Source organism: Stenotrophomonas koreensis (genome assembly GCF_001431525.1).
GTDB classification, from domain to species: Bacteria; Pseudomonadota; Gammaproteobacteria; order Xanthomonadales; family Xanthomonadaceae; genus Stenotrophomonas; species Stenotrophomonas koreensis.
This window is the reverse complement of sequence record NZ_LDJH01000006.1, coordinates 123068-147677: the sequence shown is the minus strand read 5'-3', so window position 1 is coordinate 147677 and position 24610 is coordinate 123068. Positions and strand designations below refer to the sequence as shown.

Annotated in this window: 24 protein-coding genes; 14 read left to right on the top strand and 10 right to left on the bottom strand. The window is 66.4% G+C overall.

From position 1 onward, the window contains the following. Positions 1 to 248: 248 nt before the first annotated feature. Together ABB25_RS03170 and ABB25_RS03165 are read left to right on the top strand one after the other, a co-directional pair. Positions 249 to 1541 carry a metallophosphoesterase family protein gene (locus tag ABB25_RS03170; RefSeq protein WP_057663611.1) on the top strand — a complete coding sequence of 431 codons (1293 nt, stop codon included), beginning with the start codon at positions 249 to 251 and terminating at the stop codon, positions 1539 to 1541. Between the two features lie 94 nt (positions 1542 to 1635). Beyond that, positions 1636 to 4275 (top strand): TonB-dependent receptor, encoded by a 2640-nt coding sequence (locus ABB25_RS03165; protein WP_160319403.1) that lies wholly within the window; start codon positions 1636 to 1638, stop codon positions 4273 to 4275. 72 nt (positions 4276 to 4347) lie between these two features. Here the strand turns inward: ABB25_RS03165 and ABB25_RS03160 are convergent, their stop codons facing one another. The 6 genes from ABB25_RS03160 to ABB25_RS03135 form a co-directional block, all read right to left on the bottom strand. Then, positions 4348 to 4695, bottom strand: coding sequence for a RidA family protein (locus ABB25_RS03160; protein WP_057663605.1), 348 nt, complete (start codon positions 4693 to 4695; stop codon positions 4348 to 4350). Further along, positions 4688 to 5377 carry a DUF998 domain-containing protein gene (locus ABB25_RS03155; protein ID WP_057663602.1) on the bottom strand — a complete coding sequence of 230 codons (690 nt, stop codon included), beginning with the start codon at positions 5375 to 5377 and terminating at the stop codon, positions 4688 to 4690. Before ABB25_RS03155 ends, ABB25_RS03160 begins: the two co-directional genes overlap by 8 nt. After that, on the bottom strand, positions 5374 to 5544 hold the full coding sequence (locus ABB25_RS03150) for an oxidoreductase-like domain-containing protein (RefSeq protein ID WP_057663600.1): 171 nt from the start codon (positions 5542 to 5544) through the stop codon (positions 5374 to 5376). Before ABB25_RS03150 ends, ABB25_RS03155 begins: the two co-directional genes overlap by 4 nt. 48 nt (positions 5545 to 5592) lie before the next feature. Further along, positions 5593 to 6216 carry an HD domain-containing protein gene (locus ABB25_RS03145; protein WP_057663597.1) on the bottom strand — a complete coding sequence of 208 codons (624 nt, stop codon included), beginning with the start codon at positions 6214 to 6216 and terminating at the stop codon, positions 5593 to 5595. A 48-nt stretch (positions 6217 to 6264) separates the two neighbouring features. Continuing rightward, entirely contained in the window at positions 6265 to 6858 is a 594-nt protein-coding gene (locus ABB25_RS03140) for a 2'-5' RNA ligase family protein (RefSeq protein WP_057663594.1), read from the bottom strand. Between the two features lie 597 nt (positions 6859 to 7455). After that, positions 7456 to 7794, bottom strand: a complete 339-nt coding sequence (locus ABB25_RS03135) for a zinc ribbon domain-containing protein YjdM (protein WP_057663592.1) — start codon at positions 7792 to 7794, stop codon at positions 7456 to 7458. A gap of 110 nt (positions 7795 to 7904) precedes the next feature. Here ABB25_RS03135 and ABB25_RS03130 point away from each other — a divergent pair, with 110 nt between their 5' ends. From ABB25_RS03130 to ABB25_RS03100, 7 genes are all read left to right on the top strand, one after another. Beyond that, entirely contained in the window at positions 7905 to 8735 is an 831-nt protein-coding gene (locus ABB25_RS03130) for a DUF6491 family protein (protein WP_057663589.1), read from the top strand. Positions 8736 to 8828: 93 nt separating this feature from the next. After that, positions 8829 to 10193, top strand: coding sequence for an Hsp70 family protein (locus ABB25_RS03125; RefSeq protein ID WP_057663586.1), 1365 nt, complete (start codon positions 8829 to 8831; stop codon positions 10191 to 10193). Positions 10194 to 10422: 229 nt separating this feature from the next. Next, entirely contained in the window at positions 10423 to 10752 is a 330-nt protein-coding gene (locus ABB25_RS03120; protein WP_057663584.1) for a YkgJ family cysteine cluster protein, read from the top strand. Positions 10753 to 10770: 18 nt separating this feature from the next. Next, a complete protein-coding gene (locus ABB25_RS03115; protein ID WP_057663581.1) occupies positions 10771 to 10965 on the top strand; it encodes a hypothetical protein in 195 nt (64 codons plus the stop codon). 193 nt (positions 10966 to 11158) lie between these two features. Next, positions 11159 to 12472, top strand: coding sequence for an alkaline phosphatase family protein (locus tag ABB25_RS03110; protein WP_057663578.1), 1314 nt, complete (start codon positions 11159 to 11161; stop codon positions 12470 to 12472). Beyond that, positions 12469 to 13128: a mechanosensitive ion channel domain-containing protein gene (locus tag ABB25_RS03105; protein ID WP_083488077.1), complete on the top strand. Its 660-nt coding sequence runs from the start codon at positions 12469 to 12471 to the stop codon at positions 13126 to 13128. The genes ABB25_RS03110 and ABB25_RS03105 overlap by 4 nt, the downstream gene beginning before the upstream one ends. 86 nt (positions 13129 to 13214) lie before the next feature. After that, on the top strand, positions 13215 to 13817 hold the full coding sequence (locus ABB25_RS03100) for a hypothetical protein (protein ID WP_057663576.1): 603 nt from the start codon (positions 13215 to 13217) through the stop codon (positions 13815 to 13817). A gap of 57 nt (positions 13818 to 13874) precedes the next feature. On the opposite strand, the gene ABB25_RS03095 is transcribed toward ABB25_RS03100, so the two are convergent. Further along, positions 13875 to 14657 carry an SPFH domain-containing protein gene (locus ABB25_RS03095; RefSeq protein ID WP_057663573.1) on the bottom strand — a complete coding sequence of 261 codons (783 nt, stop codon included), beginning with the start codon at positions 14655 to 14657 and terminating at the stop codon, positions 13875 to 13877. 353 nt (positions 14658 to 15010) lie between these two features. Here ABB25_RS03095 and ABB25_RS03090 point away from each other — a divergent pair, with 353 nt between their 5' ends. The 3 genes from ABB25_RS03090 to ABB25_RS03080 all read left to right on the top strand — a co-directional run bounded on the left by ABB25_RS03090 (position 15011) and on the right by ABB25_RS03080 (position 19600). Continuing rightward, complete coding sequence (locus tag ABB25_RS03090) at positions 15011 to 16195, top strand: sugar transporter (RefSeq protein ID WP_057663570.1); 1185 nt, start codon at positions 15011 to 15013, stop codon at positions 16193 to 16195. A gap of 91 nt (positions 16196 to 16286) precedes the next feature. After that, a complete protein-coding gene (locus ABB25_RS03085; protein ID WP_211259279.1) occupies positions 16287 to 17978 on the top strand; it encodes a dipeptidyl-peptidase 3 family protein in 1692 nt (563 codons plus the stop codon). Positions 17979 to 18805: 827 nt separating this feature from the next. Further along, positions 18806 to 19600: an SDR family NAD(P)-dependent oxidoreductase gene (locus ABB25_RS03080; RefSeq protein ID WP_057663567.1), complete on the top strand. Its 795-nt coding sequence runs from the start codon at positions 18806 to 18808 to the stop codon at positions 19598 to 19600. 66 nt (positions 19601 to 19666) lie between these two features. On the opposite strand, the gene ABB25_RS03075 is transcribed toward ABB25_RS03080, so the two are convergent. Beyond that, positions 19667 to 19933, bottom strand: a complete 267-nt coding sequence (locus tag ABB25_RS03075) for a DksA/TraR family C4-type zinc finger protein (protein ID WP_057663564.1) — start codon at positions 19931 to 19933, stop codon at positions 19667 to 19669. Between the two features lie 324 nt (positions 19934 to 20257). Here ABB25_RS03075 and ABB25_RS03070 point away from each other — a divergent pair, with 324 nt between their 5' ends. Together ABB25_RS03070 and ABB25_RS03065 are read left to right on the top strand one after the other, a co-directional pair. Continuing rightward, positions 20258 to 20845: a hypothetical protein gene (locus ABB25_RS03070; RefSeq protein ID WP_244477738.1), complete on the top strand. Its 588-nt coding sequence runs from the start codon at positions 20258 to 20260 to the stop codon at positions 20843 to 20845. Further along, positions 20842 to 22173, top strand: coding sequence for an XVIPCD domain-containing protein (locus tag ABB25_RS03065; protein WP_057664437.1), 1332 nt, complete (start codon positions 20842 to 20844; stop codon positions 22171 to 22173). The genes ABB25_RS03070 and ABB25_RS03065 overlap by 4 nt, the downstream gene beginning before the upstream one ends. Before the next feature lie 70 nt (positions 22174 to 22243). Here the strand turns inward: ABB25_RS03065 and ABB25_RS03060 are convergent, their stop codons facing one another. Together ABB25_RS03060 and ABB25_RS03055 are read right to left on the bottom strand one after the other, a co-directional pair. Then, positions 22244 to 22801 carry an ankyrin repeat domain-containing protein gene (locus ABB25_RS03060; RefSeq protein ID WP_057663558.1) on the bottom strand — a complete coding sequence of 186 codons (558 nt, stop codon included), beginning with the start codon at positions 22799 to 22801 and terminating at the stop codon, positions 22244 to 22246. Positions 22802 to 22955: 154 nt separating this feature from the next. Continuing rightward, positions 22956 to 24482, bottom strand: a complete 1527-nt coding sequence (locus tag ABB25_RS03055; protein WP_057663555.1) for a catalase — start codon at positions 24480 to 24482, stop codon at positions 22956 to 22958. Between the last annotated feature and the right edge of the window lie 128 nt (positions 24483 to 24610).

The following is a 24610-nucleotide window of genomic DNA, read 5'->3' as shown; positions in this document are numbered from 1 at the left end:
GCAAGGCCGCACAGCGCCGGCAGCAGCCAGCGCGCAGCAGGCTCATCCCTGCCGCGTGCAACCACTGCACCGGCGCAAGGCGTGACATTTGACGGTCATCACAAAGTCACCAGCGCGTAACGCAAACGCGCTGCAATGACCCCCACCTGGGCAGGCGCCTGTGTGGCGCACTTGATCATGCGATGCACTGACGACCGGGCCTGGACTCCCCCGTGTCCGAGAAGTCTTCCGTGCCTGCATCATCCACTGTGCGTATCTCCCTGCTGGCCAGCCTGTTGGCTTGCACCTTGTCTGGCCAGGCATTGGCCACCGAGCAAACGTCCCCGGCCTGGCGCAATGGCCAGTGTGGCAGCTTCACCATTGCCGCCATCCCTGACAGCCAGAACTACCTGGATTTCCGTCATCAGCGTTCGGCCGGCTTCCCGGTTGACGGCCACAGGATGTTCCAGCAGCAGATCCGCTGGATTGCCGACAATGCCGCCAGCAACGGCGGCAACATTGTGTTTGCCACCCACCTGGGCGACATCTGGCAGAACCGCGTGCAGCGCGTTGACCCGGGCCATGCCGCCCGCGGCTTGATTGCCGCCACCGAAGCACAGACCGACGGCCAGCCGGCCGTGTTCCCGGACGGGGTACGCAACCACGAGATCCCGATGGCCCTGGCCAGCATGCAGTTGCTGGACGGTGCGCTGCCGTTCTCCATCGTGCCGGGCAACCACGATTACGACGCGGTGTGGGTGGACCATCGCCACCTGCCCGACCCGGACAACGCCTACGGCCTGCACCAGGGCATCCGCCACTTCGGCGGCCTGGATGGTTTCCGTTCGGTGTTCTCTGACCAGTCCCCGCTGTTCAAGGACAAGCCCTGGTATGTGGCCTCCAATGACGGCGGTGCCGACAGCGCCCAGCTGATCAACGCCGGGCAGTGCCAGCTGCTGCACATCGGCCTGCAGTTCGATGCGCCGGACAGCTCGCTGGCCTGGGCGCGCCGGGTGATCAAGCAGCACCCGGGTGTGCCGACCATCGTCACCACCCACAAGTTCACTGATCGCGCCGGCCGTTTTGCCGTCGGCGGCTCGCTGGATATGAGCCTGGTCGATCCGCAGGACAACAACCCGCAGATGGTCTGGGATGACTTCATCAGCCAGCACGACCAGATCTTCCTGGTGCTCAGCGGCCACATCGGCGGCCAGGGCCACGGGATTGCCCGCAACGATGAGGGCAACCTGGTTCACCACCTGTTGTCGGACTTCCAGCCGCGTGGCCAGGTGGCTCGCCAGGCCGCCCCGCAGCACCAGGGCAAGACCCTGACCGGTGATGGCTGGCTGCGCCTGCTGCAGTTCAACCTGGATGACGACAATCCGTCCATCCATGTGCGCACCTATTCCACCCACTACGGCAAGTACAGCACCCAGGTCCCCGACTACGGCCGCTGGTACAAGGAAGCCGAGCAGCAGTCCCATCTGAGCGACGCCCAGTTCCGGGCCCGCGACGATTTCCGCATTGCCCTGGACGGCTTCCACCAGCGCTTCGCCCGCTGACACCCACCACGTTCCAGCCCTCCCCGGCCTGCCCGGGGAGGGCTGCGCCTGCGCCTCCCCCATGGCCTTGATGCTTGAAACAGGAATTGCCTTCGTGAAAACGTCCGTATCCCCTCCGCTTGCCCGCCTCCGCCCACGCCTGCTGCCAACCGCGCTGGCCCTGGCGCTGGCCCCGGTGGCCACCGCCGCGCTGGCCAATGACACCGCCCCGGCCACCGATGCCCATCAGCTTGATGCCATCACCGTGACCGGCTCGCAGCTGCAGGCCCGCGCCGAAATCGATGCCCGCCGCGAATCGGCGGGCATTGTCGACAGCCTCAGTGCCGATGACATCGGTGCCCTGCCGGACCTGACCATTGCCGAATCCCTGCGCCGCATCGCCGGTGTCACCACCGTCTACAACGATGACATCGGCCAGTTCGCCTCCATCCGCGCGGCCCATCCCGACTACGTGCCGGTCACCCTCAACGGGCTGAGCATCGCCACCACTGGCGACCACGGCGAAGGCACCCGCAAGATCAACCTGCAGGTCATTCCCAGCGGCGCAGTGCAACAGCTGCAGGCGTTCAAGTCGTTGTCCCCCGAACACGATGCCGGCGCCCTGGCCGGCTTGATCAACATTGTGCCCAGCAGCGCCTTCGACGCCGGCCAGTCGATCTTCACCGCCACCGTCGGCAGCAGCTACTCCACCTACATGGACGTGCCCGATGACAACAGCGCCGGCCGCGACAGCAAGCACTCGCCTTACGGTCGCTCGGCCCAGCTGAGCTGGGCGCCGACCTTTGCCAACGACACCATCGGCCTGATGGTCACCGGCATGTACCAGCAGCGCCCGCGCACCCAGTCCAACAACGTGGTCACCAACCGCCTGTACTACAACGACCAGGGCGCGGCGGTGGCACCGACCTCACCGGACTGGAATGGCGTGGCCGCACCGGACTCCTTCGGCGCCCACAGCTACACCAACATGTTCACCAAGCATGGCGGCACCGTGCGCCTGGATTGGCGCCCCAATGAACGCCTGCAGGCCTCGCTGTTTGGCTTTGCCTACTACTCCGATGAGCAGGAAACCCGCAACACCAACCGCGTGTTCAACCTGGACCAACATCAGGACCTGACTGCCAGCAGTGGCAGCGCCCGCATCCGCGGGGTGGACTCGCAGTGGCGCTACAACGATTTCAACCGCGACCAGATGGGCCTGCAGGGCAACCTGGACTGGGCCATCGACGATGACAACCGCCTGCGTGTGGATGCTGGCCGTTCACGCGCCTGGTACCAGTCCACCCGGCCGTTTGTGACCTTCGTCTACAACCCCAATACCCGCCTGGACTACGACATGTCCGGCAAGCTGGCCAGCTTCGACCCCGCCAACGCCAGCGCCCTGCTGGACGGGGCCAACTTCAGCAACCGCAATACCTACCGCGACGTGCGCGAGGCGCATTCCTACGTTTCGCACCTGCGGGCGGACTTCGGCCACAACGCCGATGCCGACGACCGTGGCCTGGGCTTCACCGCTGGCCTGGAAGTGCGCCAGATGGACATGCAGCGCGACATCGACGCGACCTACTACCGCCAGCGCCAGGCCACCCTGGAAGGCATCTCCTTCATCCCGGACTTCGCCATCCCCGGCTACAGCCAGCCGGCGTTGTGGCTGGATGCCGACCAGTTCTGGAACAACGTGGTTCCGACCCTGGCCGTGGACCCGGCGCTGTCGCGTTACAACAGCCTGGTCAATGACTACCAGTACGACGAACGTACCGTGGCCGGTTACATCAACGGCCTGTACTCCACCGACACCCTGCGCCTGTCTGCCGGCCTGCGCCTGGACCGCACCCAGTTCGACGCACGCATGGCCCGGGCCTTGGGCGGGCAGATCCTGGAAGGCCAGGCCAAGGCCAGTGACAGCGCCAGCGAATGGCTGCCCTACCTCAATGCCAGCTGGTCAATCAGCCCGCGATGGAAGCTCAAGGCATCGGCCTCGCAGACCCTGGGCCGCCCCAATCCCGAATCCATCGCCACGGTGGAAAACGTGGACGAGCTGGAGCTGACCATCAACCGCGGCAACCCGCAGATCCAGCCACGCCGGTCCACCAACCTGGATCTGGGCGCTGAGTTCTACTTCAGCGATGGCCTGGGCATGCTCACCGCGACGGTGTTCAACAAGCAGATCGACGATGACATCCTGTCGGTATCCCAGCAGGAGACCATCGATGGCCAGGTATGGACGGTGACCTCGCCGATCAATGGCGAGCGCACCCGTTACACCGGCCTGGAACTGGGTGTGGTCAACAGCAGTTTCGCGGCCCTGCATCCGGCACTGGCCCCGCTGGGCGCCTCGTTCAACCTGATGCTGGTGGAAGGCAAGTCCTCCTACCTCTACCAGGGCCAGAAGCTGGCACTGGACCAGCTGCAGTACCAGTCCAAGGTGGCCGGCAATGCGTCGCTGTTCTGGGCCCTGCCACGCGGCTCGGAAATCCGCCTGTCGGCCAACCACCAGGGCAAGTACCTGGAAGAGTTTGCTGTCGAGCCGTGGAAGAACATCTGGATCAAGCCATTCACCACCTATGACCTGACCGCCAAGTGGATGATCAACCCGGCCTGGCAGGTGCGTCTGGAAGGCCGCAACCTGTTCGGTGCCCAGCGTGGCCGCCTGACCGGCCCGAACGGTGACCTGTTCCGTGCCGACCTGGAAGTGGGCCGCACCTGGATGGCCAACATCAGTTACCGCTACTGAGCCGAGCAACGGCAACAACGAAACCGGGCGCCCTGCGGCGCCCGGTTTCGTTGCACCAGAAGCCCGCCTGGATCAGGCAATGGCGGCAGTGATGACGATCTCCACCTTCCAGTCCTTGTTCACCAGTTTGGCTTCCATGGTGGCGCGGGCCGGGGCGTGCCCTGCCGGTACCCAGGCATCCCAGGCCACGTTCATGCCCGGGGCATCGTTGATGTCGGCCAGGAAGATCTCGGCGCGCAGGATGTGCTGCTTGCTGGTGCCGGCACGGGCCAGCAGCGCATCGATCTCGGCCAGCACCTGGGCGGTCTGCCCGGTGATGTCGGCACTGGTGTCTTCGGGAACCTGCCCGGCCAGGTAGGCCACGCCATTGTGCACGGTCATTTCGGCCAGGCGCGGGCCGCAGTCAAAGCGTTCAATCATGGTGGTGGTTTGCATCGCTTGAAAAAGTCGTGCCGGCATTGTCCCTGCTGTTGCCGTGCTTTGCAGCAAGACGATGCAACAAGCCAAGCAGCGCCGCCAGCAGCAGGCTGACCAGAAGCGCGATCAGCAGTTTCTGGCCACCGCCGCGTGGCAGCCAGGCGACGCCGGCGACATGCAGCCAGGCCAGGCTCCAGCACAGCAAGGTGCCGATTGCCGCTGTCCAGGCCCAGCGCTGCCAGCCCGGGTGGGCGACAAAGCGCAAAGCCTGGACCGGCAGCGCCAGCAACACGGCGGCAAACGCGCAATAGGCGGTGAAATGATGGAACAGGCCCGGCCTGCTCAACTGATCCGGTGGAAACAGGCGGTCACCGGTAGCCACGCAGACCAGCCCGACACCGGCCACGGCCAGGCAGGCCATCACCGCCTGCCCGGCAGGCGACGGCGCCGGCGCCAGACGGCAGAGCAGCCGGCCGCCGGCGGCCATCGCCACACCGAGCAACAGGTAAGCCAGACACAGCCACAGGCTGCCGGGGCCATGCAGATAAAAACTCAAGGTGTGCTGCCAGGGATCCAGGTCACTGCGGGTCAGCTGCAACAGGCCAGCCGCGACCAGGAAAAACACACAGCCCAGCACACCGGCCCAGGCCAACCCGCGCACACGCCGGAGGTCAGGGTTGTTCACGCCTGCTCGGGATGGCGTTGCAGCCACTGCGCCAGACGCAGCCGGTAGGCAGCCAGTTCCTCGCTGTAAAGATCCAGCACGCACAACGGGCAACCACTGCCACAGCATTCGTTATCGGCGGGCGGCTGAGGGGGCAGCGGCCGTGGGTCATCAACAGGATCAGTCATTACCTTGCCCGCCAGGCGGGTTCAACCAGACATCGGTGATTCTAATCATCACGCCACGCCCTGCAGCAAACGGCGTGACAGGTTGGCCCGGGCCGGGGCATCGAAGCAGCCATGCCCCCAGTCACTGAGGTAGATCCGCGGCCGCTTGAGCAGGGCCTTGAGAAAGGCCCGCCGGCGCCAGGCAAACAGCCAGCGCGGCACCACCCCGGCAAACTCGCTGGCGATGTCGGCGTCATAACGGCTGAATACCGGCCACGGTGCCGCCAGGATGGCCATGTCGCAATCCAGGAACAGGGCCTGGTCGGTACTGACCTGGGACGGCTCCAGCTGGCCATGCCGGGCGGTGAGTTCGATCATGCGGACCAGGGCCGGCACATCGATGCCAGCATCGGGCAGCCAGCGCGCCACCGCCTGTGCGGCCAGCGCGGCACTGCGCGCCTCGTTGTCGCTGCGTCCGGGCACGTAGACCGCATCGTGGTAGAGCGCGGCCAGCTGCGCCACCGCCGGCTGCTGCCAGCCCGGTCCGGCAGCCACCTGGCCACAGTGCTGCAGTACCGCCTGGGCATGGCCGAAATGGTGGTAGGCCCGCGGCGGTTGCGCATGCAGCGCGCGCAGCTGCTCCAGCATCGGCGCCGGCAGCTGCAGTGGTGGAAAAAGGGGGGAATCGCTCATCGCTCCATCATCGGCACAAGCTGATGCCTGCAGCAAGGGCGACAGCACTCAACCCAGCGACCAGATGCCTTCCAGCTCTTCGCGATCCTGGCCCAGGAACTGGCGCAGCAGCACGAACTCACGCACCAGCCAGCGCATCGACTGCACCGGTTGTTCGGCCACCTGGCGGCTGTCGGTCAACATCGGGATATGCGGCGGCAGCCCCGGCCGGATCCGGCCCAGCACCGGCTGCATGGCCTTGAGGATATCGGCCTGCAGGTCCAGCAGCAGGTCGGCCCCGGGGCCACACTGCAGGGCGAACGGGTAGCGGCCATCACCGGGCAACGAGCCGACGTAATCGAAACAGACCTCGAAGGCCGGCCGCTGCACCTTGCGCGCGGCCTGGCAGATACGCCCGAGCAGACGGGCATTGACCCCGGCAAAGTCGCCGATGTGCTGCAGGATGATCAGCGGCACCTCTTCGCCGGTCAGCACCGCCTGCAGCCCATGCTCACTGCGCAGGGCCTCGGCCAATTCGCCAATCCGCTCGCACACCTCCGGCTCCGGCACGACGGCAAAGTAGAGCCGCTGGGTCGGAATGTCATTGCCAAAGCCCAACGACAGCTGGGCCTCGGCCGAGGACGGGTAGGTCTTTTTGGACATGGCAGCGCGCGCGCCGCTGCAAAAGCGGGCGCCAGAACAACGCAACGGCGGGTTGGGGATACTAGCAGGCGCAACCGCGGCACGGCGCACACTGGACAATTTATCGCCAACATTGGCGAAGCCTTGTGCCAGCTGGCCTGCCGCGGCTTATCCACATGCTTGCCCAGGTTCTGTGCACATGGGCTGTGGGCAAGGTTCCGGCAACTGGCCAAATTTTGACCAGCCACTGCAAACCCTTGCGGGGCAATGCTCCGCTGCGGTTATCCACATATTTGCCGCACCTTGGCCCACACCCGCCGTGGACAAATGCTCCGGCCAGCAACGCAGGGCGCTGCCGGCGCCCTCCCCGGCCACTTGGCCACAGCCTGCTGACAGGCGCTGCGCAGATTGCCAAAAGGCTTGTCCACCCGGGCCTGCAGCCACGCACATCGGCCGGTCGATGGCGGCAGACGGGACAATGCACGCGTCCTCCTCCTGCATCTGGACATTTTTTCATCAGGCACAAAAAAACCCTTGCCGCACAGGGGCTGGCAAGGGTTTTCCACAGGCTTTGTCCACCGCTGCACACAGCCGCGGTGGACAACTACAGGCTATGACTCAGGCCTTGCGCAGGAAGCAGGTCTTCAGCACCAGGCCCTTGATCTTGTCCGAGTTGCCTTCGATGTGTTCGGCATCGTCCTCGACCAGGCGGATGTTGCGGATCACCGTGCCCTGCTTGAGCGGGATCGAGGAACCCTTGACCTTCAGGTCCTTGATCACGGTCACGGTATCGCCGGCGACCAGGACATTGCCGTTGCTGTCGCGCACCACGACCCCCGTCGTGGCATCGGCATCGCCGGCCGCCCATTCAAAGCCACAGTCGGCACAGATCATCAGTGCGCCATCGGCATAGGTGTTTTCCAGCGTGCACTGCGGGCAGGCGGGGACGTTCGACATGGCAGCCTCCAACGGCTTGTTTCAAAGCCCTAGTGTAGCCGCCCGGCCGCTGGCACCCGGCCCGGGCATGGCTTACATTCCGATGACCCCTGCACAGTCAAGGAGTAATCATGTCCAGCGTCCTGTTGCTCGCCCTGGCCACGGCCGTTGCCCAGCCGGCCATGGCCGAACCACGTACCGCCCCCGCCGCACACTGCCTGGATGCCCGCCAGACCACCGGCATGTACCAGAGCGATGACACCACCGTGGTAGTGGCCACCGGCCAGCAGCACTACCGCGTGCAACTGGCGACCAGCTGCCCTGGCCTGGATCGTGACAGCCAACTGTCCCTGCGCGCACCCGGCGGCTGGGTCTGCGGTGGTCCGAATGAAACAGTCACCGCTGCCGGCAGCCGCTGTCCGGTGGCCAGCGTGACCCCGATCGACAGCCGCCAATACGCCCAGGCCGCACGTCAGGCCGTGCGCAATCAACACGGCAGCCACAGCGCCGACGGCACCACCCTGGACACGGTGGAGGTGACCGCCCAGGCCGGCATCAACCGCGATGACCGCTATGCCCGTGGCTTTGTCGGCACCGCCGACTACTGCTTCGACCCGGCCCAGATGCGCAGCTGGAACGAAACCCCCGATGGCCTTGTTGTCCAGGTCTCGCCGCGCCGCAATGCCGGCAACAGCACCTACGCGGTGGAACTGTCGGGCAGCTGCCCGATGCTCAGCTCCAGTCCGAGTGTGTTCTTCCGCTCGGGCATGGGCCTGGGTGTGATCTGCGGCAATGCCGGAGACCGCGTGGTGGCCGTGCGCGACACCTTCGTCAATGAAAGCAGCCCGGCCCTGGCCTATGCCGGCTCCTTCCTGCTGCCGCCGCAAGACATCGGCGGCAACATCGCCACTGCCATCACCGGCCAGTGCTCCATCCAGGCCGTCTACCCGGTCCACAGCTGATCACATTCAGCTGAATCGGCAAACGGCCGTGGCTTGCCTGCCCCGGCCGCTTGCCGCACAGTGCCCGCCCCCTTTTGCAGACCCGGTGGGCCCATGCGCCTCGGCATCGATTTTGGCACCAGCAACTGCGCCGCCGCCGCCCTGGTGGACGGCACCGTGGTGCCGGTGGACTTTGACGGCGCCCAGCAGTTCCGCACCACGGTGTGGTTTCCCGATGTGATGCGCGATGCCGACCAGTTCGAACTGGACGATGCGATGGCCGCCCAGGTTGATCAGCTGGTGGACGGCTTCAGCCGTGACGCCCGCGCCACCGGACGCAACCGCACGCTGCAGGCCATGCGCAGCGAGGCCATCCGCATCGTGCGCCGGGAATGGATGGAAGCGCGCATGCGCGAGCCGGCCAGCTCCACCACCCTGCTGCAGAACGCGGTGTACGGCGATGCCGCGCTGGATGCCTACTTCATCGAGGAGGAAGGCAACCTGGTGCAGAGCCCGAAGTCGATGCTCGGCTACCAGCTGCACCCGCGTGCGCGCCAGACCATCGCCGGCATTGCCGCCCACATCCTGGAACACATCCGCCTGACCGCCAGCCGCCAGTTCGGTCGGACCATCCGCAGCGCGGTGCTGGGCCGCCCGGTGCAGTTCCGCTCCTCCATCGGCGATGCCGGCAACGAGCAGGCGCTGTCGATACTGCGCGAGGCCGCCGCCGCGGCCGGCTTCGATGCGGTGGAGTTCCTCGAGGAACCCGCCGCTGCGGCCATGGCCCACCACGCCGCCAGCCACCAGCGCCACGACGTGGTGGTGGTGGATATCGGCGGCGGCACCACCGACATCGCCCATGCCAGCGTCGGTGGTGACCAGGCTCCGCAGGTGCACCGCGCCTGGGGTGTTGCCCGCGGCGGTACCGATATCGACCTGGCCCTGAGCCTGTCCAGCTACATGCCGCTGTTCGGCCGTGGCATCACCCGGGTGCCCAACCATCACTACGTCGAGGCGGCGATGGTGCAGGACATGCCGCGCCAGCGCGATTTCCGCACCCACAAGTACGACGAGGTCCCCGCCCCTTACGGCCCGCGCCTTGAAGCGCTGCAGGAAACCGGCAACACCGCGCGCCTGTACCGCGAGGTGGAAGCCTGCAAGATTGCGCTGAGCAGCCAAAGCCTGCATGCCAACGCGCTGGCTTTCATCGAACCGGGCCTGGAAGTGAGCACCGACGCTGCGCTGCTGGACCAGGCCGCCAGCAGTTATCTGCGCGAGCTCAACAGCCTGTTGGCCCAGGTCCGTGCCGACATCGGCCATGACCCGGCCGTGGTCTTCGTCACCGGTGGCATGTCGCGCGCGCCCTACCTGCGTGCCGCAGCTGCCGCGGCCTTTCCCGGCGCGCAACTGGTGACCGGCGATCCCTCCTTCGGTGTGGTCAACGGTCTGGCTTATCACGCTGCTGCCGGCGCCGACTGAGCGGTGCCGGGCCTGGCGGACCGGTGACGGTTCACACGCCCGCAGCCAAAGCGCGTAGGATGGGGCGGGCCTGCCAACCGGCAACCGCTCCTTCTTCCTGCCGCCACGCCCAGCCGTCGCCCCAGGTCCTGTCTGCTCTACGCCTGCCGGCTCGCGCCCGGCGGCATGCCTGCATCCTGCCCTGCCTGTTGATGGCGGCGCTGCCAGGCTCCCCCTTCCGGAGACGCGCATGTCCGCTTGCCCCGCTCCCGCTGCAGACCCCACTGCCAGCTGCCACCACTGTGATGCGGTATGTTGTCGTTTGACGGTGGTGCTGATGCCCGAAGACCGGGTGCCAGGCCACCTCACGGCAACCACCCCGGAGGGCCTGCATGTAATGGCCCGCAACGAGGAGGGCTGGTGTGTTGCCATCGACAACCTGCACATGCGCTGTTCGATCTATGAGCAGCGTCCCGGGACCTGTCGCCGTTTTGCCATGAATGGGCCGTATTGCCGCAGTACACGCGAAGAATATTCCGCGCGCATGCGCAAGGGAATTGCACTGACGCTTCACAACTGACCACTGACCGGAGGGACCATGCCACGTCCATCGAGCAAGACCGCCAAGCAACCGCGCAACACCCCACTGAGCGAACGCAGGAACGGGCCAGGACAACTGAGCCACGAGCGTATCGCTGCCGATGTTGATGCCTTCTGCAATGCCGGCGGCCAGATCGAAGTGCTTGGCAATACCCATGTGCTCAAGCGGATCCTGCCTGACCCCATGCGCTGAGCGCAGCCGCGCGGTGCCGCCGTCGGGCACGAGACGTCCGACGGTGCCCGCGCCACACCCTGTGCCGTGGCCGCAATGCCGGTACGGCCGGCGGACGACCAGACGCACGCCGATCCGCCCGCCTGCGGCATGACTGGCCAGCACGGGGCTGTACGGGGACAATTCCCCGTTCCCCGCTGTCGGTACTGTCTGCATGAAACCCCGTTTTTTCCTTGCCCTGCTGGGCAGCACCCTGCTGTGCCTGGGCTGCAGCACCGCCGGCTCCCATGCCAGTGTGTCCGCCAGGCCAGCGGCCGCATCCACGCACACCGGTGTGACCGCGGTGATGCCGCGCCAGGCGCACAACCCGCTGCTGCTGGTGTCCATCGATGGCATGCGCAACGACTACACCGAGCGCGGATTGACCCCGACCCTGCAGTACCTGGCCGAGCACGGCACCCGCGCCGGGTTCCTGCGTCCGTCCTACCCGTCGATCACCTTCCCCAACCACTACACCCTGGTGACCGGCCTGCGTCCGGACAGGCACGGGGTGGTGGCCAACTTCATGCGTGACCCGACCATCCCGGAGACACGCTTTTCGATGTTCGACCGCGCCACCACCGGCGATGCACGCTGGTGGAATGACGGCAAACCGCTGTGGACCACGGTCAGTGAAGCGGGTGGACGTTCGGCAGCGATGTTCTGGGTCGGTTCCGAGGCCCCGGTGCACGGGCGGCATCCGGAGTTCTGGTACCCGTTCGACATCAGTGTCGACGCCACCCAGCGGGTGGACAACGTCCTGGCCTGGCTGGACCTGCCGGCCGACCAGCGCCCGCACTTCATCACCCTGTACTTCGACAGCGTCGATACCGCCGGCCACCGCCATGGCCCGGACTCGGCGCAGCTCGACCGCGCCCTGGTCGAGGTCGATACCGCGCTGGGCCGCCTGCTGGCCGGCCTGCGCGCACGCCGGCTTGATGACACGGTCAACCTGGTCATCGCTTCCGACCACGGCATGCTGGCCACCGGTGATGACAAGGTGCTGTACCTGGACGACCACCTGGACGCCAGCCTGATCGACCCGATCTGGACCGGCGCCTATGCCGCCTTCGATGCGCTGCCCGGTGGCCAGGCCCAGGCCGATGCCCTGCTGGGCAAGCACCTGTACTTTGAGTGCATGACCCGCGAGCAGATCCCGGCACGCTTTGCCTATGGCAAACACCGGCGCGTGCCGCGCTACCACTGCATGGCCGCCCCGGGGTGGCAGCTGACCACCCGCGATGCGTTCCAGCGCAAGGGCCACGCCCTGCAGGGCGAACATGGTTATGACAACCAGCTTCAAGCGATGCACTCGCCGTTCATCGTCCATGGCCCGGCCTTCAAGCGCGGCCACCGCATCGCCGGGATCGACAATGTGGATGTCTATCCGCTGCTGGCGCACCTGCTCGGGGTAAGCCCGGAGCCGCACGATGGCCAGCTTGCCGCTACCCTCGATGCCCTGATCACCCCACCGGAGGAGCGCCCATGATTGCCCGCACACTGCCCGACTGGCTGCAGGGCTGGGCCGGTCAGATCCAGACCGCCGCGGAGGTGGTGCTGATCCTGCTGCTGGCCTGGCTGCTGCGCTTCATCGCCCGCCGGCTGCTGTCGCGGCTGGGACGTGCCTACACCTTCCCGGCTTCGATGGAACTGGCAGCCAAGCGCCTGAGCAATTTCCTGATCTGGGTCGGCGCCCTGCTGGCGGTGCTCGATGCGCTGGGGGTATCGGCCACGGTGCTGTGGACGGCGTTCACCGGTTTTGCCGCGGTCGGTGCGGTGGCGTTCTTTGCCGCCTGGAGCGTGCTGTCCAACATCTTCTGCACCCTGCTGATCTTCACCACGCGCCCGTTCCGTCTGGGCGACATGATCGAGATTGTCGAAAACGGCGAAAAACCGGGTTTTCGCGGCCGCGTGATCGACGTCAACCTGATCTATTCCACGCTGGAAGAAGCCGGTGGCGCGCATGGCGGCGGCAACTACGTGCAGATTCCCAATTCGCTGTTCTTCCAGCGCGCGCTGCGCCGCTGGCGCCCCGGCAGCGAACCGCAGGCAGCACCTGCGCCGGCCGCGGACAGCAGCAGCACGCCGGCGGCGGCCTCTGCCGGTGGTGGCAGTGCCGCACCGGTGGCGGCCAACGATCCGTAACAGCGTTCACAGATCAAGGCCTGAGGTTTTGACAGGCCCGCATCCGGGTTGCCACCCTGCGGGCCTGTTGCCATGGAGGCCGACCGATGCCGACCGTTTTGCTGCGCCACGCCCTTGCCCCGCTTTCCGTCCTCGTGTTGCTGGCCGCCTGTACCGCCAGCCAGGACACCAATGCCGCCACCAGCACCCTCGTGCAGGCCAGCAGTACCGCCATGGCCACACCCTCGCTCCCCGCCGATGATGGCGAGGAGGCCGGCCTGGACGATCTGGACGACAGCGATGAGCTGGACGACCCGGCCAACTTCGACCCCGCTGCCCACGTCCGCCGTCAACTGGCCCAGCAGCCGGCCAGGCGTGGCAGCGGCGGCCCGGTGCAGGCCTGCACTCTGAGCGGCAGGGTCACCATCGCCGGGCATACCGAGGACATCCGCGACTGCATGCAGTCCAACGGCAGCCTGTCGGTGGCCGAATTCCAGCAGGCCTGCCAGGGCCTGGCCAACGGCCTGAACCAGACCGGCAATGCCCCGGCGAAGATTGAATACAGCAACCGCTGCCCGACCCCGGCCCAGGGCAGCTGCCGCAACTTCATGAATTCGGGCATGGATGCGTTCTACTACCAGCGCACCGACCTGGCGCAGCTGCCGGGTTCGTGTGCCGCGGCTGGCGGCCGCTGGCAGGCCGGCGGCTGAACCACGGCACGCCCCCAGCGCGCCCGGGGCCGGCATCCGCGCCCCGGGCGTTGTTGTTTACGGCTGGGCGACGATCGCCGTGCCGCTGGGCACGATGTAGCACGCCTTGGCCTGGGCACAGGCCTGGGCATTGATCTCGGCCACCTGGCGGGCCAGGTACTGCTGCGGGCTCAGGCCCATCTGGTTGCGGTAGGCATTGTCGGCCGCGGCCACCGCTTCCTGTTCCAGCTTGCGCTGCTCTTCGGCCAGGGTCGCTTCCTTGAGCGTCTTGACCCGCTGCTGCTGGGCCGCGGTGAGGTTCATCTGTTCCAGCACATTCGGGTTGGGCTGGGCCCGGCCCAGGGTGATGTTGATGATCTCCACGTCGATCGCCTGCTCCTTGACCTCGGCGCGGATGGCTTCAGTCACCGCCGCATCGATGGCGGCAGCGGTTTCCGGCCGGCTCATCATGCTGGTCATGTCATGCCGCTTGACCTGGTCGCGCACGATGGCCGAGTACTGCGAGCGGATGTTGTTCTCGAACCAGTTCACGCCCTTGGTGCTGAGCAGGCGCGGGCTGTTGGTGATCCGGTACTGGATGGCGGTTTCAAAGTCGAGCAGGATGTTGTCCGAGGACGAGTAGTCATTGAAGGCCACCTTGATCGTCTGCGGCGTGGTATCGACATAGATCTTCTCGGTGGACAACCAGGTGTAGGAACGCCCGGTCTTGCGCACATCATCCAGGCGCACGCCGCCCTTGCCGAAAATCCACGGCCGGTCCACCAGCACCGCTTCCTGCCCCACGTCTGGCGACACCACGGTACAACCACCCAGCACCGTCACCATTGCCACAGCCTGCATCCACGTCTTCAAACCCATCTCCTTAGGTCTTGTCCAGTCGCCCAATCTAGCCCAACGCACGTATCTGGCCAAACGGCTGGCAGCAGCGGAGGCGGGCACGGAAGGCAGCGGCGATGGCGTCTGGCAGCGCCGCTGCCGGCCGGCGCACAGGCCGCAGCGGTATGGCACGAACCCCTGACCGGCAGCACGCGCAGGCGCGCCCACAAACGCCGCAATCCCGGTCATACCCGCACCGGCGGGCTGCCGCCATCACTGTGGGAAAATGGCGGTTCTTGCCGCCTGGCGGCGTTGCAGTTGCTCTCCTGATGTCCTGTTCCAAAGCTTGTCCGCCGGCCACTGCGCCGGCATCGGCCGTGCCCGGCCCCACCGATCGCCAGCGCTGGGCGGCGGTGATTGCCCTGGCCCTGGCCGCCTTCATCTTCAACACCACCGAGTTCGCCCCGGTCGCCCTGCTCGGCGACATCGGTGCCAGCTTCGGCATGCCGGTGGAGCACACCGGGCTGATGCTGACCCTCTACGCCTGGATGGTGGCGCTGACCTCGTTGCCGCTGATGCTGGCCACCCGCCACATCGACCGCCGCAGGCTGCTGCTGGCCGTGTTCGTGCTGTTCTGCGCCAGCCATGCCGTTTCGGCCGTGGCCTGGAGCTGGCCGCTGCTGATGGCCAGCCGCATTGGCATTGCCCTGGCCCATGCGGTGTTCTGGTCAATCACCGCCGCGCTGGCGGTGCGCGTGGCCCCGGACGGTGGCCAGGCCAAGGCACTGGGCCTGCTGGCCACCGGCACCTCGCTGGCGATGGTGCTGGGCATCCCGCTGGGACGGGTGGTCGGCGAGGCGCTGGGCTGGCGCATGACCTTTGCCGGCATCGGCGCTGTTGCGCTGCTGGTGATGCTGATCCTGGCCCGGCTGCTGCCGGCGCTGCCCAGCGTCAATACCGGTTCGCTGGCCAGCCTGCCGGTCTTGATGCGCCGTGCACCGCTGATGCTGCTCTACGCCCTGCTGATCGTGGTGGTCACCGCGCTGTTCACCGTCTACACCTATATCGAGCCATTCGTGCAGCAGATCGGTGGCCATGCCAGCGGCCTGACTACTGGCGTGCTGCTGCTCTACGGCGGCGCGGGCATCATTGGCAGCGTACTGTTCTCGCGCCTGGGCCCACGCTACCCGCGTGGTTTCCTGGTGGTGGGCATTGCCGGCATCGCCAGCTGCCTGCTGGCGCTGCTGCCGGCACTGGCCCATCCAGCCGTGCTGTGCGCCGTGGCGACAATCTGGGGCATTGCGATGATCATGTTCGCGCTGGACATGCAGGCCAAGGTGCTGCATCTGGCTTCCGATGCCACCGACGTGGCGATGTCGCTGTTCTCGGCGTTGTTCAACATCGGCATCGGCGCTGGCGCCCTGCTCGGCAGCCAGGTCGCGCTGCAGCGGGGCATGCAGTGGATCGGGGTGGCCGGCGGGGCACTTGCGGTTCTGGGTGCGGTCATGGCCACCGTACTGGTGACCCGTTACCGGGCATCGATGCCGGCAGCGCACCGCTGAGCTGCCCCACTGGATACCCCCCCACAACGCCCGGATTGCCCGGGCGTTGTGCCATCGGTTGGCTGCCACCGGCCTGCCGCCGGGGCGTAGGATGGCCACACATCCACAGCAGACCACCACCATGACCCTGCGCCCGCTTTCCCTGGCCCTGGCCCTCGGCCTGGGCTGTCTGACCGCCTGCCAGCCGGCTGCCACGCCAGCCGCAACGCCTCCCGCTTCCACTGCTGCCGAGAACACTGCCATGGCCGAGCGCGTTGCCCGCTATGCCGAAGTCACCCTGAGCGCCGACCTGTCCCACCTGTCCGAAGGCGACCGCCAGGCCGTGGGCCTGCTGATCGATGCCGGCCAGATCATCGATGGCCTGTTCTGGCAGCAGGTCTGGGGCGATCGTCAGGACCTGCTGGCCAGGACCAACGACCCGGCCACTGCCCGTTACATCGACATCAACTACGGCCCCTGGGACCTGCTCGATGGCGACAAGCCGTTTGTGGACGGCATCGGGCAGCGTCCGGCCGGTGCCGGCTTCTATCCGGCCGACATGACGCGGGAAGAATTCGCTGCGGCCGAGCTGCCGGGCAAGGACAGCCAGTACACCCTGCTGCGCCGCGACGACGCCGGCAAGCTGGTGGTCGTACCCTACTCGGTGGCCTACAAGGCCGAGCTGGAGCAGGTCGCCGCACTGCTGCGCCAGGCCGCCGGCGTGGCCAGTACACCCAGCTTCGCGCACTACCTGCGGCTGCGTGCCGATGCTCTGCTGTCCGATGATTACCAGGCCAGCGACATGGCCTGGATGGACATGAAGGACAGCCCGATCGATGTGGTGATCGGCCCGATCGAGAGCTACCAGGACCGTCTGTTCGGCACCAAGACCGCGTTCGAGGCCTTCGTGCTGGTCAAGGACATCGCCTGGAGCCAGAAGCTGGCCCGTTTCGCCCAGCACCTGCCGGCCCTGCAGCGCGGCCTGCCGGTCGATGCAAAATACAAGGCCGAGATGCCCGGCACCGATGCCGATCTGAACGCCTACTTCGCCGTCTACTACGGCGGCGATGCCAATGCCGGGGCCAAGACCATCGCCATCAACCTGCCCAACGACGAGCAGGTGCAGCTGGCCAAGGGTTCGCGCCGCCTGCAGCTGGAAAACAGCATGCGCGCCAAGTTCGACACCATCATGGCCACCATTGCCGCCGAGCTGATCGCGCCGGCGCAGATGCAGCACGTCACCTTCGATGCCTTCTTCGAGAACGTGATGTTCCACGAGGTGGCCCACGGTCTGGGCATCAAGAACACCCTGGACGGCCAGGGCACGGTACGCCAAGCGCTGGGCGAGCTGTACAGCGCCTACGAGGAAGGCAAGGCCGACATCCTGGGCCTGTACATGATCAGCGCACTGGGTGACATGGGGGAGCTGGACAAGACCAAACGGATGGACAACTACGTCACCTTCCTGGCCGGCATTTTCCGCTCGGTGCGCTTCGGTGCGTCCTCGGCCCACGGCCAGGCCAACATGGTGGCCTTCAACTACCTGGCCCAGGCCGGCGCCTTCAGCCGCGATGAGCAAGGTCACTACGCGGTGGACTTTGACAGGATGGAAAAGGCGGTCAACGACCTGTCTGCCCGCATCCTGATGCTGCAGGGCGACGGCGACCGCGCCGGTGCCCAGGCACTGCTGGACAGCCATGGCCAGATCGGCACCGACCTGGCCGCCGACCTGGCACGGATCGAGAAGGCCGGCATTCCGGTGGACATCGTCCTGCGCCAGGGCCGCAGCGAGCTGGGCCTGTAACCGCGGCCATCACCCACCGCCCAGCAGGAAACCGGCATCGGCTGATGCCGGTTTTTTTCTGCCCGGCAGCCGCCCACACCGCCTTGGCCAATTATTCACCATTCAATGCAAGCTATTGTTTGTATTGAATATTAATGACTTACCCACACACTCTTCCCCGACCCACCCACACCGGCTGTGGAAAACCCGGCAAGGCGGAGTGCATTTCCCTGGCGTTTTTTTCACCGTTCAACACAAGCCACTGTTTTTGAAAGACTATTCCGACATATCCACAACATTGTGCATCCAGCATCCACATCGACAGTGGACAAGCACATGATCTGGCCAGGGCCGGCGCTGCAGGACCTGTCCGCGGGCCTGACCAAAACTTCACCACGCCATACAAGCCATTGTTACAAAAGAAATATTCGAGGATATCCACAAGATCCACCAGCCGCCACGCACATCGCCTGTGGAAAACCCTGCACGCTGCTGCTCTGCGCTGGCGAAACTTTCACCTGCCAGCACAAAGCCTTGCTGCAGTAGGGAAGATGCAGGTTATCCACATGTTTGTTGCGGCCACATCCACACCCGGGGTGGATAAGGCGTCTGCCTGCCTGGCAGCCGTCAACGTCCACTGCCTGCCCGCCTGCTGCCACGTCCTGCGCCGTACCCGGCCCTGCGCGGCTGTCGCTGTCGCTGTCGCTGTCGCTGTCGCTGTCGCTGTCGCTGTGGCTGTGGCTGTGGCTGTGGCTGTGGCTGGAACAGTGCATCCGCCGGGCCTGCCTTGGCTGTGCAGCTAACGCCCGCATTGTGTTGGGTATCACCCCCCCACTGGAGTCCCCCCGATGCAGATCAATCTGGATAACCGTACCGCCCTGGTCACCGCCGCCACCAAGGGCATTGGCCTGGCAATCGCCGTTGGCCTGCGTCAGGCCGGGGCAACGGTCACCATCAGCGGGCGCAGCGCGCAGAGCGTGGAAGCGGCGTTGCAGCAGATCAATCAACAGCCCGGTCCGCCGCCGGCCACCGGTGTGGTTGCCGATCCCGGTACGGCCGAGGGCGCCGCCACGCTGATTGCCGCGCGCCCGGAGGTCGACATCCTGGTCAACAACCTGGGCATCTACGGCGCGGTGCCGTTCTTCGAGATCGACGATGCCCAGTGGCAGACCATGATGGAGGTCAACCTGCTCAGCGGCGTGCGCCTGGCCCGCCACTATGCCCGCGGCATGCAGCAGCGCGGCTGGGGCCGGATCCAGTTCATCTCCAGCGAATCGGCATTGAACATCCCGGCCGAAATGGTCCACTACGGGGTCAGCAAGGCGGCCATGCAGGGGCTCGCGCGCGGGCTGGCCAAGGTGCTGGCCGGCAGCGGGGTCACCGTCAACACCATCCTGCCGGGGCCGACCCGCACCGAAGGTGCGATGGCGATGATGGCCGCAATGGCCGCCGAGCGCGGTATCGGTATCGAGCAGATGGAGCAGCGCTTCCTGCAGGAAAACCGTCCCTCCGGCCTGCTCGGCCGCTTTGCCACCCCGGAAGAAGTGGCCGCGATGAGTGTGTATGTCGCCTCGCCACAGGCCAGTGCCACCACCGGCGCTGCACTGCGCGTGGACGGTGGCATCGTCGAATCGATTGCCTGAGCAGGCCGGCCGGGCAACCGCCACCGGGCCGGCAACGGCGCCGAGGTTGCCGGCTACGGCAGGGGCTCAACGCAGCTGGCTGTCCTTGCTGCCACGCCGGTTGTAGCCGGCGTGGGCCTGCTCCTCGGCATCGGCGGCCTCCTGGCAGGCCACACACAGGCGCACGCCCGGCACCGCCTGCTGCCGGGCCAGCGGAATCGGCGCCTCACATTCTTCACAGGTCTCACGTCCGGGGCCGGTGGCCAAGCGGCGGCGGGCACGCTGCACCGCGTCCTCGACAGTGGCATCAATCTGCTGCTGTACGGCGTCATCGCCGGCCCATCCGGTTGCCATCGCGGCCTCCTCCACTGTCTGGCCCAGGCCAGGATCGATACCACGTCATCGCCCGGCCAGCAAACAGCCTGCCGCGTGCCGGCGGTACTGACGCCCGCCCAAAGCACCGGCAATCCAGCAATCCGTGCACCAGAGCACACTCCGCTGCGGTCACCCCGCAATGGCTGCATGCTAGCGTGATGGCGCTGTCCCGGCGGCGGTCACCTGACCTGCCGGGCACTGCCCAAAGTCACCTACACAGCCAAGGATTGCACACCAATGCGGGTTACCTCACTGCTTTGCGCATTGCCGCTTCTGCTGGCTGCCTGCACCCCGGAGAACGCCATGACCGCCGCAATGTCCCCCCAACCCACTGATGGCCCCAGCCCGGCACAGGGCCGGGCCGCCCTCAACCCTGCCCCCCGTCAGGCCTATGAGCTGCTGCTGACCCTGGCCGATGTCCCCGGCCCGTTCGCCCAGGTCGAAGGCGTGGCACAGTACGACGTGGTCAATGAAGACCAGTGCGGGCATGTCAATCCGCTGACCGGCGCCGCCGAGCGCATCACCCACCAGCAGCCGGTGGCGCTGGAGCAGGTCGGCCCGGGCCAGTACCGCGGCCGGGTCTATCTGGACCTGATGCTGGATGAGGACTACTACGGCCGCGGCGTCTGCCAGTGGCAATTCAGTGGTGCCGGCACCCTGCTCAAGGCCACCGGCGCGGCCGGGGAAACCCGTTTCACCGCCTTCATCGATGCCCGGGCCATTGCCGAAGGCCAGACGGTGACCCGTCTCTACCCGGCCACGGACTATCCGCGTGTGGCCGAGATCGACGATTACGGCCAGCCCGGCAAGGCCGATGCCGGCAGTTACGTTGCCACGCTGCGCGATCAGCTGTTCAGCGCCACCCTGCAGGCCAACAAGGTGGACAACTGATGCCCAACAGCCACGTCTACGCCGCCCTGGCCAACGATGCCTACACCGACCGCAGGGTCGGCACCCAGCTGGCCGGGCATGAGAAGCCGGTCACCATCCAGGGCGTCAACTACAGCATCCTCGAACACGCCGACAACCCGCGCACCGGCTACCAGGGCACGATCTACCGCAGCCAGCAGGACGGCCAGATCATCGTCGCCCACCGCGGTACCGAGCAGATCTTCAAGGACGGGGTGCTGGCCGATGCCGGCATGGTGCTCACCCGCAACAACCTGCAGGTACCCGATGCGGTGGCGCTGACCGAACGCGCACTGGGCTATGCACGCCGGATCGGCCAGGAAGAAGGCCGCACACCGGAGGTCAGCGTCACCGGCCATTCGCTGGGTGGCACCCTGGCCCAGGTCACCGCGCACCGCTTCGACCTCAAGGGGGAAACCTTCAATGCCTACGGTGCGGTCAGCCTGAACCAGCGCATCCCCGAAGGCGGCAGCAAGGTGATCAACCACGCCATGGCTGCCGATGCGGTCAGCGCCGCCTCGCCACACTACGGCCAGGTCCAGCTGTATGCCACCCAGAAGGAAATCGACACCCTCTACCAGTCCGGCTTCCGCAATGCCGGCTGGGCCCAGGCCCTGATGCCCGACTCGGCCGTGCTGGGTGCTGCGCGTTCGCTGGGCTCGCACCAGATGAGCCAGTTCGCCGGCCCCGACTCGGTACTCGATCGCCCGCAGAGCCGGGCCCTGGCACGCGAGAATGCCGGGATGATCGAGGAATACCGCGACAAGGTCGGCGATATCCGCAAGGACATCACCGAAGGTTCGCGCGGCCTGCCGGGCCGGGTACTCGATACCATCGACAGCCTGCGCGGCCCGGTCGCCCCCGGTGCCGGCCTGCGCCAGCCAGCCCCTGCCGAGAACCAGACCAGCCTGCTGATGAGCGACCCGGCCCACCCCGGCAGCAGCCTGTTTTTCCAGGCCCAACGCGGGGTGCAGGCGCAGGATGCAAGGATCGGCCGCAGCTCCGATGTGATGAGCGACCAGCTGGCCGGCAGCCTGGCCACGCAGATGCATGCCGCCGGTGGCCAGCGCATCGATACGGTGCTGCTCAGCAACGACGCCAGCCGTACCTTTGCCGTGCAGGGCAACCCGCACGATCCTGCCCACCTGCGGGTGGCGGTGGAAACCACCACCGCGATGCACACCCCGCTGGAACACAGCAGCGCACAGCTGCTGGCGCAGTCCCAGAATCCATCGCAGTCGCAGTTACAGCAGCACGGGCTGGGCCAGCAGCAGGAGGCCCAGGCCAACCCGGTCCGCTCGATGGCCTGAACCGGTTGCCATACAGACAGACAACGGCACCACACGGTGCCGTTGTTTGTTTACCCCCGCCCGATGCGGCTCAACGCTGCGGGGCGAACTCACCGCGGGCCAGGGACTGCACGCTGTTGCCGGCCGCATCGCGGGCCTGCATGTCGGCACCGCGCCGACGCAGGTCTTCCAGGATTTCCGCACGCTGGAACAGGGCGGCATACATGGCCGGGGTCTGCCCGGCATGGTTGCGCTGGTTGGGCGCACAATCGGCGGCCATCAACTGGCGGGCAATCACCACCTCGCCCTTGAAGATCGCGCCCAGCAGCGCGGTGTTGCCGCGCCTGTCTTCGGCACATGGGTTGGCACCGGCGGCCAGCAGCTGGCTCACCGCGTCCTTGCGCCCGTTGTAGGCAGCCAGGATCAACGCGGTATAGCCCTTGCCATCGGCACGATCGAGGTCATAACCACTGCGGATGAACTCGGCCAGCATCGCGGTGTCACCGCGACGGGCGGCATCGAACAGGTAAGCATCCAGCTGGCTCTTGATGTCGGCAGGGGCAACTGCGTAACCGGCAGCAGCGGCCTGTGCGCCAGTGCCGGCCAGGCCCAGCAGCAGCGCCAGGCAGAGTGCAGTAAAACGTCGCATCGCACGCTCCAGTCATCGAAAGGGGGACCGGGCGGCATGTGGCCGCAGCCGGTGGAAAGCAGGCGGCCGATGCCGCACCACTCAAAAAGCCGGGCGGCCGCGAGGCCGCGCCAGCCAGATACCGGGCGGCTCAAGGCCGCCCGGCAAGTACCGCTCAATCAGCCAGCTTGGCAGCCAGCGCGCGCACGCGGGCGATGTCGCCCTTGGCAACCCGGGTCAGGCCTTCGCCGTAGGCGGCATCAGCCTTGTAGAAGTAGGACAGCATGGTGTGCTTGGCCGCATCTTCAGCACCGGCCAGGGCACCGCCCAGCGAGTTGATCAGGTCCTGCTGCATCTTGCGGTTGTAGGAACGGAACAACTCGCCGGCCTGCTTGAAGTTCTGCTCGCGGGCGATCTTGCGCTGCTGGGTGACACCTTCCAGCGGCAGGTTGCTGTAGCGGGCAGCCACGGCCTCCGGACGCGGGGTCATGGTGCTGGGTTCGTAGTTCACTTCACCGCTGCGGGCACCGACGTTCATCGCGCCATCGGAGTTGTTGGAATTGACCTCCACCCGCGGGCGGTTCACCGGCAGCTGCTGGTGGTTGGCGCCCAGCCGGTACATCTGGGTGTCGGAATAGGAGAACAGACGGCCCTGCAGCAGGCGGTCTTCGCTCGGCTCGATGCCCGGGATGGTGTTGGCCGGGGCCATGGCGACCTGCTCGGTCTCCTGGAAGATGTTGGCCGGGTTGCGGTTCAGCTCCATGGTGCCGATCTTGCGCGAGGGCACCAGGTCTTCCGGCCAGATCTTGGTGGCATCGAGCGGATCGAACTCGAAGCTGGCCAGCTGGTCGGCCTCCAGCACCTGCAGGTACAAATCCCACTTGGGGAAGTTGCCGGCATTGATGGCTTCGATCAGGTCACGCGACATGTGGTTGAAGTCGCGGCCCTGGACCTCGGCGGCCTGCTTCGGGTCGTGGTTGCGCACGCCCTGCTGGCTCTTCCAGCTGAACTTCACATAGCGGAACTGACCGTTGGCATCGACCAGCTTGTAGGCGTGGACCGAGGAGCCGTCCATCTCGCGGTAGCTGGCCGGGGTGCCCTCGTTGGAGAACAGCAGGGTCAGGGTGCGGGTGGCTTCCGGCACATGCTGGAAGAAGTCGAACAGGGTCTTGTCGGTGCCGTAGTTCTTGTCCGGGTCCGGCTTGAAGGCGTGGACCATGTCGGGGAACTTGATCGCATCACGGATGAAGAAGGTCGGGAAGTTGTTGCCGACCAGGTCCCAGTTGCCCTGCTCGGTGTAGAACTTGACCGCAAAGCCGCGCGGGTCACGCAGGGTTTCCGGGCTGTGGTTGCCGTGCACCACCGAGGAGAAGCGCACGAACACCGGGGTCTGCTTGCCGGCGGTGAACAGCGAGGCCTGGGTCAGCTCGGACAGGTCTTCCGAAGCGGTGAACACGCCATAGGCGCCGGTACCGCGGGCGTGGACCACGCGCTCGGGGATGCGCTCGCGGTCAAAGCGCTGCAGCTTCTGGATCAGGTGGACGTCCTGCAGCAGCACCGGGCCGTTGGCGCCCGCCGTCTGCGAGTTCTGGTTGTCGCCGACCAACGCGCCATTGTCGCGGGTCAGGTTGCCGGCGTTGGCGGCGGTGGCGATCAGCGAGCCGGCAACAGCCAGCGCAAGAAGCGAAGAGCGAAGCTTCATGATGAAAGGGTCTCCATATGGGAGGCGCCAGCATCGCGATAGCCGGTTTCGATGTGAATTTGTTTGTTTGGATCTGATTGATCGCAAAAACCAATCGAGAGCCCGGCCCTATCGCAGGGATCGGCCGG